Below are 14,204 nucleotides of genomic sequence, written 5' to 3'. Positions count from 1 at the left end.
CAACATGACACATCACTAGTTCAAAACGACTGTCCACCTTCTACGTTCTACCTATTTACATTCAACGGCTTGTTACTCGGGCATGAATTAAGATACAATATATAAAACGTTTTTACCGCTATACGTACTCCACTCACACAGCTTGAAATGACAGGCACATGGAAGGGAATGACAATAATGAAGACCACAATTAAAGATATTGCAAGAGAAGCCAATGTGAGCATATCTACAGTATCTTTCGCATTAAACGGAACCGCTCCAGTCGCTGAGGAGACGAAAAAACGTATAATGGAGGCTGTAGATCGATTAAATTATGTACCAAGCTCCTCTGCTCGCAGTCTCGTTACCAACAAAACCTATTCGATCTGTCTACACATTCCAAATCCCAAATCAAATATATTCAAGTTTATGGGCAATACGTTGTTAAACGATATGCTTCAAGGCATCGGTGAAGTCATAGACGAGCATAACTATAACCTCTTGCTCTCTTGGGATCATGCTTCATCAAGCCATTCGAAAATTGAGTCGTTGGCAAAATCAAAAACGGTTGATGGTTTTTTATTTTTCAGTCCTTCAGATCATATCGAGCCCATTTCCTATTTGTCACAGAACAACTACCCTTTTGTCTTTATGGGACCTCCCATAAATAATATGACTATGAATACCGTTAATGTGGATAATTTCGAGATCAGTTATCGAAATACACTACATCTTATTCAACTGGGCCATAAGGAGATCGCCTTCATCAGTCCTGGTTCTCTAGATTATCTTCTTTCGGAGGACCGATACCAAGGCTATAAGGCGGCCATGCAAGACAACCATATCAAGATCGATCATCGTTATTTTTATATAGGTGATACAAGAGAAGAAAGTGGTTATGAGGCCATGCGATCATTTTTTTCGTTGAAAAAACCTCCAACCGCAGTAATTACAGGAAGAGATATTCAAGCTCTAGGTGTGTTACAATACTGTACTGAATTCGGACTTAGCATCCCTAATGATCTGGCTTTAGTAAGCTTTGAGAATTCAGATATCGCTAAGAAGCATCAAATCACCTCCATCTCTACGGAACTGTACCAGATAGGTAAGGAAGCAGCTCGTCTATTATTAAAACAAATCAAACATAACAAAAGAAATTTTCATCCACAAAATATAATTATCCCCAGCGAACTCTTCATTCGGAATAGCTGCGGCTCAACAAAACCGTTAGAGCCTTGAGCAGTAACTGTATTATCCAGAGGAAATCTGCCCCATAAGGTCGAACTCGATCTAGGGGCAGTCCCTTCCGCATGTCCCATCGCTCTCTACGATATCACTAACATGGCAGGACCTATCCAGCCGGAAGGAGCCGGAGTCTTTCGATTAAAGGTACTACGAACAGAAGCGCCAAGAGTGTTCGTTACCTCCAGGACAAGCGTATTAGTTCCCTCTTGAAAAAAATCTCGTGGCACCTCCCAAGCATAGGGAGGGCAAATTTTAGAAGGCAGCTGATAGCTGTTGATTGACAATACAGCCGTTTCATGCACTTCACCAAGGTCTACACGTGCGTGACTCTGATCAATCCGCTCCAATACACTCGTATCCAGCGTAAAGCTGCATGCATAAGTAATCGTACCACTAAATGATTCGAACCCGTCTTGCTCCATCCAATTTCCAGGAGCGGGCAGGGAGTGCCCATCGTGCAAGGGAGCAACCGAACTGCTGCTATGAATACTACTCCAGTCGGTGAGCGGATAGTTGTATGCTTCAGACCTATGCTCGAGGCTGGTACTCGAGCTTCGTACCTCGAGACCGTCTCCGCCATCCGAGTGGAATACTACGAATATTGCCTCATATGGGGCCAGTCGCATCGGAATAGCCGTGTTCCCTTCGCGTTGTTCATATCCAGACAGTGGAATGACTGTTCCACTCATCGCATCCCATAATTCCGGGGTTCCGGAAGCGCAGAAAATAACTTCATCCTCGAATATCAGCTGTACGCTCTCGTTATTCAAAAAGAACATATCAAGACCTTCTCGCTGATAGTGACAGTATCGGAGCTCAGGGAAAGAATGGCCTAGCTGTAAGCTTCTCAAGCCTGAATGCTGGTTCAGCCTGTCAGTCAAGCTACTTAGACTAATAGGACCTTCCCTCTCATTTATCGATGCAAGTCGTGATTGAATAAGATCGTGACGTCCACGGCAATCCTTCTTCAAGCTGAGCTCGACCTCAAGTAGAAGTCCACCGGAATCACGAAATTCCAGCAGACGCTCAAGCACCTCGAGCGGCACAGTTTCGATTCCGGGCAGCAATATACATGAGAACTGATGCTGGGCAATGCATAGCTTCCCTTCTACAAGATGACACCGTTCACGATCCATTAATAAATCCATGGAAAGAATGTCAAAATCATATTGCTGCTGCATCAATACTTTGGCAACCTGATCAAGCAAAGTCTCATCTCCGGCCCAGTGTGATTCAGCCGGATACAATACAGCGATCCTTGACACGTGCTCCGCTTCCTTCAGCATGAGACAGGATCGGTTCGCATAATCAGCCCATTTCCTGAAGAAGCTCCATTGCGGGTTACGCCCCCCAGCATAAAAGTGCGGCGGACAATCGTCGTCAGGAAAGATCGGAGAGAATGCATGTGGAACATACCAGTTCGTACCGCGCGCGGTCATCCAGTCCGTCAGCCATTTCATCTCTCGAAGTCCAAGGTCCCAGCCATAAGCACCAAAATTCTCGCACATCACTAAATCGGTTCCGATTTCAAGATGAGCTTGGGATTGTGCCAGCTTTCCCAGTGTGTACTGGAAGAAATCAGGATTCGAGGCTTCTCGATACTGAGAAAATTGAGGATAGTTTTCCACATAAGGCTCCAGCTTTTGCTCCGAGTCCACCTGACGCAGGACGAAATCATAGCCTCCCATATCAAAGTGACGGGTAGTACGAAAGTAATGACCCACTCCATAGCCGTGGTGCATATGTGCTTGATTGTCCTCCACAACATGTCCAATAAAACTAACGCCTTCTGCATGACACCAGGCTTGGATTTTGGCAAAAAAATGCTGAGAGAATAGTCGGGTAATTACGTCCATAAAGTCGAACCGCACCCTTGCGTCACGACCGTCAGCATGCTCGTACCAGAGCCACTCCAGCTCATCAAACAAGTCATATCCTTTCATTTCGAAGAAAGCTTCACGCATAGACCGGGTCCACGGCATACAAGGAGTGTCTTCCCCAAACAGGACATCATAGGAAGCGAAATTTTCAAAGCTTGTTTCGTCGCCAAAGAACCCTTGGATTACCGTTCCAAATAGATGACCGAATCGAGCCTTAGTCTCTTCATAGGTTATCGCAATAAAGCAGTCAGTGATTTGTGGATCGATATAATCCACCATCTTATCAAACATTCGACCGCTCCAAGATGGCTTGAGACCAATGACATGAATGAGCCAGGATGCTGGCTCATTCCGTTCTGTGGACTGCCACGACAACAAATCATCTACTTCATCGAAGCGCACAGAACGCGTCCATTGTGGTTTACCGTCCGTTTCAGGCACACATACACATTTGCATATCGTGTCCATATCATTATAATCCGTCTTATGAAACGCAGCCTCCGAAGCATTCCACCTTCTAGTGTCCCTGACGAGCACCTTCATTCGACCTTCAGGCATCCTCTGCAGCACTTTACCTCCTGCAATACCCGAAGGATAGTACTCTTCATCAAATATCCATACCTTCATGCCTCGTTTCTGAGCTTCATCAAGACAGATGTCAAGATCCCTCCACCAGCCCTCACCTAAATAATCACAATGCGGACGTGATTCAATAATAAATCCACCGCATCCCCCTTCGTCCATGGCGGCAATCTCTTGACGAATGACAGCTTCTGTCTCCCGGGGATCACCATGCAACCACAGCAGAGGGAATAAACTGCGCGGGGGTGAAGCTGACGTAAATTGCGCTTTCAGATTCGTATATCCGTTCATATGAGGTTACCTCTATATGGCTTCAAACCAACCAATCCCCTTCTATCATAAAAAGCCGGGGCCTTCGCCCATGCGACCGCCAGATGCATCAACAGGTCTGTCTTCAACCGTTCCCGTATCCGAGCATAGGCATCATCAGAGTATACATTATTCCACTCATTAGGGTCATTGATCAGATCATACAGTTCTCCGAACGCTTCCTGATGATTGGACAGAGGATTGCCGATCGCCCCATCCAGGTACATAATCAACTTCCATTCCTTAGTCCTCCACATATACGCCGGAGCGGAATGAACAGGTACTCCTTTGCCATGAAATTCACAGAATGTCCCGCTTCGTACCTCCTGACCGAGCAAATCGAGTCCGGGCAGCATCAAATTTCGTGGCAAGCCCGCCACGTTAGACAGCGTAGGCACGAGATCAATCAGCTCGGCCATACGTTCATCCGTCGTCCCGCGTTGATCCTCGGCAATATAAGAACCCGATAGAAGGAGAGGTACACGCACGCTGCTGTCATACAAGCAATACTTGGAAAAACGGAAGCGGCGCTCGCTGAGCATCTCTCCATGATCCGAGCAGAATACGATCAACGCATGATCCAGTACTCCCCGTTCTCGCAATCGCTCCAATACTTGACCGAAATAATGATCCAGCCATGAGCAGTTCGCCCAATACCTTAACGTGGACTGGCGTCGTTCGAGTGGGCTCATCGCTTCCCAAGCGTCACGCTTCTCGCGATAATCATTTAGGCTTCCCTGATTAAGTGCATCCGTTGCCGCAAGGTGCGTATCCGACTCCGTCTCCCAGGGTGGCTGCTGGATGTCAGGAATATCCTCCAGACGATAGAGCTCCTCGAATTGTTTTGGGACATTATAGCCCGCATGTGGTTTTAAAAATGACAAATACAGAAACAGCGGCCGTTCTGAATCAATCCCGCCATCCTCGATAAACTGTAAGCATTGCTCAGCGACCCATCCATCGCGATGATAGTTCATTGGAATCATACTGGTACAGCCAATATATCCATTAGCATTCTCTTCGCCGTCACCGTAATTGTTCGTCTCTTCTGTATACGCCTGAAGTCGCTCTGGATGCGAATCCCCCATCATGACAGCACCTTGTTCGTAATGTCCGCTCTCACGAGTTAATCCAATCGCGCGATGCTCAAAGCCTCGGGCGGACGGTTCGGGAACCTCCTTAGTATTATGATTCCAGTGGGTCTTGCCAAACCCTGCGGTCTGATAACCAGCTTGGCGCATAAGCTCCGGGAGTGGGTCAACAGGCAACAGTTCTTCATTCGTAATACCGCCCGAATTCGTGCGAATCCCAAGCTGCGATGGATATAGACCATACATCATCGAGTAGCGGCTTGGTACACACATCGGTGCTTGGCAAACCGCCTGGCTGTAAACGATCCCCTCATCCGCCAGCTTGTCGATAGTAGGGGTATGAATATACTTATTGTACCTTCCAATGCAGTCCCAGCGCTGTTGGTCCGTCATCAAAAAAATAATATTCGGTCGCACGTCAACCGCCTCCTCATCCTAATATATACCTCGATATATGTGATCAATGCTCAATCGTAAAGTGATAATGACCCGATCCTACTCGCAATTCGACATGCCCATCGTTAAGACCCCAGTCCAATAAGCCTTCCATTTCCGGTATCGCCGAATCACTTTCCCTTATTTGCTCCACTCTGCTTACTCCGCTAAATCGTACCGTTGCATCAGTGTTGGGCGGAATTGAGATATAGATCTGCATACCGTCAGGCAGCTTCATCCACTTGGAGTGAATTGTACCATACATGCTATCATAACTGGCGTTGACCCAGCTTAATTCTGTTCCAAAGCTAGGACATATTACAATATGCTTATATCCAGGCCGATCTATCGATGTATCAATACCAGCTACGGTTCGATAAAGCCAATCGCCAACCGCACCATACGCATAATGGTTGAACGAATTCATATCGTCACTCCAGAAAGAGCCGTCTTCTTTGATTCCGTCCCAATGCTCCCAGATCGTTGTCGCCCCCTTACTTATGGAATATAGCCATGAAGGGTAGTCCTTTTGCAACACTAATTGATAAGCGAGATCTACGTAGCCAAACCGTGACAATACATGGCATAAATAAGGCGTTCCCACAAACCCCGTTGATAGATGTACCTTATTATCAATGATTAATTTAGCTAATGTGTCCGCCACTCTTTGCCGATCCTTTACTTTAAGAACATCGAACATTAGAGCCAACACATGCGCAGTCTGAGTATGAGATACCAATCTTCCATTAGGCGAAACAAACTCACTACTGAAATGTTCGATTATTTGCTGGTACAGTCGTTCATACTTGACTACATCTTCGGTATGACTGAGGATTTGAGCTGTCTCTTTCACTAACTTAGTTGAATAAGCGTAGAATGCAGTTGCGATTAGATCCTTCGGAGTTGCGCCCTCATAACTATCTTCTTTCGCATCCAATCCAAGCCAATCGCCAAAGTGAAAGCCTGTATTCCAAAGATACTCATTATCGCCTTGATTTCGTATATACTCTACCCATGCCTTCATGCTTTCATATTGTTCCTCCAGAATTCTTACATCTCCATAACAGACATAGAGTGTCCATGGGCATATAACCGCAGCATCACCCCAGGCTGATGAAGAATGGTCTTCCTCCCGTAGTACATGTGGAATGACATGAGGCACTCCACCGCTTGGAAGCTGGTCAGCCTTCAAGTCTCGCAGCCACTTCGTAAAGAATAACGCTGTATTCATGTTGAACGACGCTGTCCGCATAAAAACATGAGCGTCTCCTGTCCAGCCCAGTCTTTCGTCTCTTTGAGGGCAGTCTGTGGGCACATCAAGAAAGTTACCTCTCTGGCCCCACACAATGTTGTGCTGTAGCTGATTGAGCATATGATCCGAGCATTCGAATGTCCCTGTTATCTCATTATCGGTATGAATCACTTTGGCTGTGAAGTCCTGCAAGTCTAGCTCTCCCGGCCATCCCTCAACCTTCACGTAACGAAATCCCTGGTAAGAAAAATGAGGCTCGTACTCCTCCTCTTCCCCTCCCTTTAGCACATAATTTATCGTTTGCTTGGCATTCCTCAAATTACCTACATAGAATTCTCCGTTGCGATCAAGCACTTCTGCATGTTGCAATGTAATGGTTCGTCCACGTTCCCCTTGTACCTTAAAATGAACCCAGCCTACCATGTTTTGTCCTATATCTAGTACGGTTTCACCTGAAGGCGTGTGTATCATGGAAACGGGCTTTATTTCTTGAATAATACGTGTGGGCATATGTTCTTGAGCTATCAATATGTCTTTAGGATGATCGATAATTTGGGTTCCTGCCCAATCAGAATCGAGACCCTCCGCCTCATTCCACCCGTTCCTTGCTAATCGCGCATCGTAGGTTTCACCGTGGTATATCTCAGAGAATAATAAGGGGCCAGTTGCTGATTTCCACTGATCATCAGATATAACCATATCCTCAGTGCCATCTTCATAGGTGATATGCAACTGGCACAATAATGCCAATTGCTTCCCATAAATATTTCTTTGTTCGGCAAAGGCCAAATTTCCTTTATACCAACCATTCCCTAGAAGGGCACCGATAGCATTTACTTCCGTCTTCAATAATTCGGTAACCTCATAGGCTTGATATTGTAATCGATTATTGTACGAGGTCCATCCGGGTGTAAATAACCAATCTCCCACCCTGCGCCCGTTAAGGTGAAGCTCATATAGACCTAATGCAGTTGCATACAACCGTGCATCCTTCACCTTCCCCTTCAGAGTGAATACACGGCGAAGCATAAGGCACGCGTCCATATTCGAGGAATCGCGTGATAGATCCCCAGTAATCCAATGGGCATACCACTCTTCCTGCCCCAATAACCCCGTCTCCCAGTAATTCACATCACTCCATTCAGACACCAGTGCATTACACCACACTCTGACACGATAATAATACTTGGTTCGAGGGAGTAAGTCGGGCCCTGTGTACACTACATGTATAGATTGATCGGATTCTACTTTCCCTGTATCCCAATGGAGCGCCGATAAGGTCGGATCGTTAATAGATACTTGAATTTGATAAGACGATTGAACTACATTGCGGCTATCAGAAACCATTTTCCAACTAAATCTAGGGCACTTCACATCGATTCCTACTGGATTTGTTCGATACTCACACCGTACACTCTCTACTCTATGTCCCAATATATTCGTCTCCCCAAACGTATTGCATACGTATCTCACGCTCATTAGTTTTTCATTCCTGTGGTTGATAAGCTTTCAACAAAAAATCGTTGTGCCAACAAAAAAATAATAATAACCGGTAAAGCAGCCAGTAAGTTGGCAGCCATTGATACATTCCATGGTGCAGAAGTATATTCTGAACCCATTGCTGCCAGTTTTAATGTAAGTACCCATAGATCAGTTTTTTGTGTTATCACTAATGGCCATAAATACATATTCCATGCAGTTAGAAATGTTAAACAGGAGAACGTAGCAATAATAGGTTTACTTAGAGGTATAAAAATAGTGACGAATATCGTAAACCAATTTGCGCCGTCCATCTTCGCGGATTCAGCTATTTCATCAGGAACGTCCTGTAAAAACTGCCTAAACAAAAACGTACCAAATCCTGTATGAGCAATAATAGGAACAATGAGTCCTTGATAGGTGTTCACCCAATCTAAATGTTTGACTATGATAAAAGACGGGACTAGACTAACTTGACTCGGAACCATCATGGACATCAACAGCAAAGCAAAAAAGATCTTCTGACCTTTTGCTGGAATTTTGGCCAATGCGAATCCAGACATTAAACAAATTATAGCTTGGCCGATTAAGATCGCCCCTGTGAAAAAAATACTATTCATAAAAGTCTGAATGCCGAGCTCTTCCCATGCCAGCACAAAATTATTCCATTGTATCGAAGAAGGTACAAATTCAGGGGGAAAAACATACACTTCTTCCGACGGCTTTAACGAAGTACTAAGCATCCATATAAATGGAAAAAACATAACCAAGCCTAGAAGACACGAACAAATAAGGAGGATCTGCTTTTTTACGAACTCTATATTCATTTACTGTCACCTCTTTTTTTCAGTGAAAACTGCAGCCATGTTATAAACAGTGAAATGACGAATAAAACGATTCCAAGAGCAGATGCATACCCCATATTCAGCTCCATAAACGCTTTTTCATACAAGTAATATATAATTATTTCTGTGGAACCATATGGACCGCCTCCAGTTAATACTGCAATTGCATCAAATGAACCAAAAAATGTCCATATCATATTTAGAATAAACAATAGTAAAGTAGCATTGGAGACCATGGGCCAAGTGATATGAATCATCTTTTTCCAAGCTCCTGCACCATCTAAGGAGGCAGCTTCGTATAAATGCTTAGGTACACTTTGTAGAGCAGCTAAATAAATAATGAGAGTGGGCGGAATATGCTTCCATATGATTACGATTGCAACCGCCAACAATGCGACATTGTCATCCCCTAGCCAATCCACAGGCGGTATTCCTAACCACTCTAAGCCATAATTCAACACCCCGAAGTTTTTCGAATATATCCATTTCCATATAAATGCCGATGATACGAGTGATATAATTATGGGAAAATAGAACATAGTTCTTATTAGATGTATGCCTGCCAGCTTGCGATTAATTAATATAGCCATGAAGAAACTAATCACCACGGCCGTCGGCACAGAATATACAATTAGCAAAATATTTAATTGAAGTGAAGTGATTGCTTTATCATCCTTTAAAAAATGGATATAATTATCAAGTCCAACAAAAGTGGGAGGCTCTATTACATTCCATTGATAAAACGACAAAACAATAGCAAATAGGATTGGAAATAGCGTAAAGACAGAAAAAACAACAAGGTTAGGCAAATGAAACAAAAAGGCCCACCAATTATCTCTGTTTCCGAAAGCTCTTCTTACTTGACTGTAATACCCTTTGGACGCAGCCATCAATTATTCACCCACCCCAGCTAATTCGTTTCATATTAACGTGCTAGGAGCATCTCCCAGCACGTTAATATGACTATCGAATTTTATTAGTTTTTGTTAAGAGCCTTAGTTGCTTTAACAGCAGCGTCCTGCATCAATTCCTCTAGATTGAGTCCATCAGTTAATAAGTATTTTTCCAGAGCCTCATTGATTGCACTATTGAATGCACCACCGGCCTCAACAGGTATTGGAGGAGACGTAACAGAATATTTCAAAGTATCTGTAAACACATGATTTGAATATGGAGGACCTGGTAATTCCGTCCAGAATGCACTCGTGTATAGACTCTTGATCGGCGGAACTACAGAATAATTTTCTGCAAAAATCTTCATTCCGCCTTCAGCATCGTATATAAACTTCATGAATTTCCATGCTTCCTCTTTATGCTTTGTTTTTGATGTTATCGAGAAGCCGACAGCGCCAGCGCCAACTTTTTTGACACCATTGATATAAGGAAGCTCTACAACATCCCAGTCGTCCTTTAAGCTTTTTCTTACCACAGGAACCAAGGCTCTTATTCCAGTGAACATCGCAGCCTTACCAGCTAAGAATGGAGCATTATCACTACCCATATCGTTCTGAACCGTTAAAGGTACGAATATCCCTTCTTTCGCAGGCTCTACGAGAGCTTTCCATCCCTTAATGGCTTCAGGACTATCAAAAGTCGCCTGATCTCCCCCAGCATTGACCAATGAACCTCCGAAATTCGCTAATAATGGATTATAAACGGCCATCCACTTAAATCGCATATTCGCACCGTAGGTTATTGTATTCCCTTTATCATCCTTCTTAGTGAGCTTTCTAGCTGTATCAATAAACTTCTCATAATCCCAATCGCTTGTTGGATAAGGTACATTCGCTTCATCAAACAGCCGCTTGTTATAAAAAATAACGATGGCATCTGCTCCGAGCGGCAGCATGTGCACTTCACCTTTAGTTTTAGTACCTGATGATACACCAGTATTCAAAAAGGCTGCATCAAAAGAATCTCTATTGAGATCAGGATCAGACTTCAACATTTCATCGAGGTTCACGGTAACACCATTATCTGCAAAGAGCGAAGACATTGCACCTAAGTTTGCAATCACATCAGGTAAATTATTCGCCGCAAGGTTTGTGGTTATTTTTTGCCTATACTGGTCCTCGCTAGTAGGCCAAGGCTCTAGCTCTACGTTAATGTTCGGATATTTCTTCTCGAATGCAGCAACGACCTTCTCTGCTTCAGCAGTTAAGTAATCTCTTATGGCCACTCTTAACGTAACAGCCCCAGAGCCTTCCGCAACATGTTCACTTTCCGCGACTTTTTTATTTGATGCTGAACAACCGCTAACTACTAGAGCCATTACCAGGATTACACTGACAATAGTCATTTTTCTCATCAACACAGTAATCAAGCCTTTCATATATACTCACTCCTTCGCATGATTCAACTCTGTAAAAATTAGAGTACTAGCCTCCCCAAGCTCATTACATGAATAAAAACGTTTTTATAAAATACATGATAATCCATAAAGTAAGCGTTGTCAACGCTGTCATTTTTGCAATATATCATGTGTATAGTTTGAATCACGCCAGAAACATATGGATTTATCATAATATACCCATGTTTACAAACTAATTATTGTAAAAACGTTTTACTAAATTGAGAACGAACGTGCATAGTGCTGTATCTTTTATAGAAGAACAGTATGGATATTCATAAGATATCCCACCTTCTCGAAGAGACTGGCCTGGTGTCCAATAGCTATGGCGCAGTGATGCGTCGGAGCTTCCATAAACCACTTCTTCATATAATCATCCGGATGCATGCTGAATTTTACCGGAGTTTGGGTATTGCCGATGCGCATAATGGGACCATTCGTAGATTGCCCCTCGCTGATGATCAGCTTCAGCTTACCGTCTCCGGTCTGGGTGACGTTCAAGGTCGTGATGTCGCCAGTCTTCACCTTCGCCTCGACAGACACTCCGTTGCCTTGCTTACCATGATAGAGTCCCATCCCCCTAAGAATAGGCTTTCCTTCGGAAATGGCAATGTGGAACGGACCGTCGTGTCCCAAAAGAATCGTCTCATCCACATAATCAACAACTACAATTTCCGAGAAGCTGCCGCCTGTACCTAGCAGGTCACATATTTTCATGGCCAATGCAGTCTTCAGGTCACCTTCACCAGAGCACGGAATACCGCGCGCAGTTAATAACGAGTGCCCTACAATAAACCCTCCCTGTAGCTTCTCATAATGGCCACCAGGAGTGCCATGGTAGTAATAGGTCAGTGCATCCAAATCATATTCCCTAACGAGCTTCTCTTGTGCGGCCGCTACTCTGCAGGCCCATTCCAGTTGGTCCTCAGTTGGCTTTCTTGCTATTGGATCAGACGGAGAGTCGCCGCTTATGTCGAACATGGCATGCACTTCTTCCAGTTTAGCCTTGACCTCTTGAGTCGTGATCTCCTGAAGCAAGCGATCGAGCTCGCACATTTCCAGCATCTCAAGATGTACCCCTGTCTGAGCCTGAACCATCGTAAAATCACTATACATATCCAGCATCCCAGAGTAAGTGTTACCGAGGAAACCGAATCGACTGTATTGCAATTGCCGCGGAACTGCTGCTGCTCTCGTCCACTCCTCAATCTCCTTCCACGCGCGAATCGCTTCTTTGCGCATATGGGTCGATTCATTGGACAACGAAATAGCAGGACTGTCTTCCAAGCCAAGCAGTCCATTCACAATTCGAAAGGGTAGCCCTGCTCGATTGAACGCATTTGAAAACTCAGGTACTGGACAAGCACCACAATGAGCCAGCCATTCCCCCGTTGTAGATGCCTCATAATTCATTCGGTCTGTTGGCTGAAGATTTAAGAAGACGACTGGTGCCTTACAAATTTGATGAACCGGCAGTACTGTCGAGCTCGTCGAATACGTGGCCGCATGGACAAAGACGATATCTACTTGGTTCACATTCAACCATTCACCGGCCTTGCGTCCCTCTCCTTCCGTATCAACCAGACCATAATTTTTCACCTCAGCCCAGTTAGATATTCTTTGTTCAATAAACCTTCCATACTCGAGCAGTCGCTCTCTCAAACCGGGAAATTGCTCCCAGTAAGCCTTCAAGCCTACTGAATATAATCCGATTCTAGGTTTACTAGCTGGTTTAATCGACTGCTGCCATTGCATCTTTACCACCTCATCCAATTATGAAATAATAACTTTACACTATAATTGTAAACGCTCTTATTTCATTAAACATCAAAGAATCTGCTTCAAAAATAACAGAATGCTGTGAGGTGGCCTCATGACACAATTTATGGAACGTTATAAAGACGCTTGGAGCGAGGACTCTCTACGATTCATTCGCACCCCTTCGCCATTTGCTAAGTCCAGCTTATTTTACGTGCAGGAAATCGGTCATTTTCAGACACAGCCCTCCTATTTCACAGAACGCGAGCAGCTCGATTCCTTCTTGATGGTCTACACACTTAGGGGATTAGGGAGATTAAACTATCAGCAGCGCTCTCTTACTGTACATGCCAATCAATTATTTTTTATTGACTGTATGCAATATCATCATTATCGAACCGACAATGAGAACCCGTGGGAGCTGTTGTGGGTCCACTTTAATGGCAGTACAACTCGTGGATATTACGACAAATTTGCCGAGGCCGGAAATCCGATCCTAACCCTTCAGCCGGAAACGAGCATCCCTTCTTTGATCAAGCAGCTTATTCATTATCAGCAACCTAGCTTATACAGTGAATTGAAATGCTCGATGCTGCTGGTTGAGCTCATGACCGATTGCTTATTGGAGCAGAAGCAAGCCATAGGTACAGCGTTAAGCGAAGCGGACTATATTTATGCAGTCATAGAGGATATCAAATTGAATTATAAAAGTAAAATAACGTTGGATGAGCTGAGCAAACAGCATGCTGTAAGTAAATCCCATCTATCCAAGCAGTTTAAACGTATGACTGGATTCTCACCTAATGAGTACCTCATTAACATCAGAATTACACACGCCAAGGAGCTACTCAAATATACTGACCTCCCGGTCGCCCAAATCGCAGCAGAGGTGGGCATTGAGAACGTCAGCCATTTTATAAATTTATTCAAGGACCGCGTAGAATACACACCGCTACTCTTTCGAAAGAAGTGGCAGAGATAAAAAAAGAAGACGAACTG

At 44.3% G+C, this 14,204-nt stretch carries 9 protein-coding genes; 2 read left to right on the top strand and 7 right to left on the bottom strand.

Translation table 11 applies throughout. The features are described from left to right. Nucleotides 1-177 precede the first annotated feature (177 nt). Nucleotides 178-1,218, top strand: a complete 1,041-nt coding sequence (locus PAE68_RS07380; protein WP_281885578.1) for a LacI family DNA-binding transcriptional regulator — start codon at nucleotides 178-180, stop codon at nucleotides 1,216-1,218. 86 nt (nucleotides 1,219-1,304) lie between these two features. Here the strand turns inward: PAE68_RS07380 and PAE68_RS07375 are convergent, their stop codons facing one another. The 7 genes from PAE68_RS07375 to PAE68_RS07345 all read right to left on the bottom strand — a co-directional run bounded on the left by PAE68_RS07375 (nucleotide 1,305) and on the right by PAE68_RS07345 (nucleotide 13,202). Beyond that, on the bottom strand, nucleotides 1,305-3,977 hold the full coding sequence (locus PAE68_RS07375; protein ID WP_281885576.1) for a glycosyl hydrolase: 2,673 nt from the start codon (nucleotides 3,975-3,977) through the stop codon (nucleotides 1,305-1,307). Then, on the bottom strand, nucleotides 3,974-5,503 hold the full coding sequence (locus tag PAE68_RS07370; RefSeq protein WP_281885574.1) for a sulfatase family protein: 1,530 nt from the start codon (nucleotides 5,501-5,503) through the stop codon (nucleotides 3,974-3,976). Before PAE68_RS07370 ends, PAE68_RS07375 begins: the two co-directional genes overlap by 4 nt. 43 nt (nucleotides 5,504-5,546) lie before the next feature. Continuing rightward, nucleotides 5,547-8,252 (bottom strand): family 78 glycoside hydrolase catalytic domain, encoded by a 2,706-nt coding sequence (locus PAE68_RS07365; protein ID WP_479684788.1) that lies wholly within the window; start codon nucleotides 8,250-8,252, stop codon nucleotides 5,547-5,549. Beyond that, nucleotides 8,252-9,079 (bottom strand): carbohydrate ABC transporter permease, encoded by an 828-nt coding sequence (locus PAE68_RS07360; RefSeq protein WP_281885572.1) that lies wholly within the window; start codon nucleotides 9,077-9,079, stop codon nucleotides 8,252-8,254. Before PAE68_RS07360 ends, PAE68_RS07365 begins: the two co-directional genes overlap by 1 nt. Beyond that, nucleotides 9,076-9,987 carry a carbohydrate ABC transporter permease gene (locus PAE68_RS07355; RefSeq protein ID WP_281885570.1) on the bottom strand — a complete coding sequence of 304 codons (912 nt, stop codon included), beginning with the start codon at nucleotides 9,985-9,987 and terminating at the stop codon, nucleotides 9,076-9,078. The genes PAE68_RS07360 and PAE68_RS07355 overlap by 4 nt, the downstream gene beginning before the upstream one ends. 86 nt (nucleotides 9,988-10,073) lie before the next feature. Continuing rightward, entirely contained in the window at nucleotides 10,074-11,429 is a 1,356-nt protein-coding gene (locus PAE68_RS07350) for an ABC transporter substrate-binding protein (RefSeq protein ID WP_281885568.1), read from the bottom strand. 270 nt (nucleotides 11,430-11,699) lie between these two features. Next, nucleotides 11,700-13,202 (bottom strand): L-fucose/L-arabinose isomerase family protein, encoded by a 1,503-nt coding sequence (locus PAE68_RS07345; protein WP_281885566.1) that lies wholly within the window; start codon nucleotides 13,200-13,202, stop codon nucleotides 11,700-11,702. 118 nt (nucleotides 13,203-13,320) lie between these two features. Between PAE68_RS07345 and PAE68_RS07340 the strand changes: the two genes are divergently transcribed. Then, on the top strand, nucleotides 13,321-14,187 hold the full coding sequence (locus tag PAE68_RS07340) for a helix-turn-helix domain-containing protein (protein ID WP_281885564.1): 867 nt from the start codon (nucleotides 13,321-13,323) through the stop codon (nucleotides 14,185-14,187). Nucleotides 14,188-14,204 lie beyond the last annotated feature (17 nt).

The sequence above is a fragment of the Paenibacillus sp. YYML68 genome (assembly GCF_027923405.1).
Lineage (GTDB): Bacteria > Bacillota > Bacilli > Paenibacillales > NBRC-103111 > Paenibacillus_G.
Note: the sequence above shows the minus strand (reverse complement) of the source record. Positions and strands in the feature narration are given on the sequence as shown.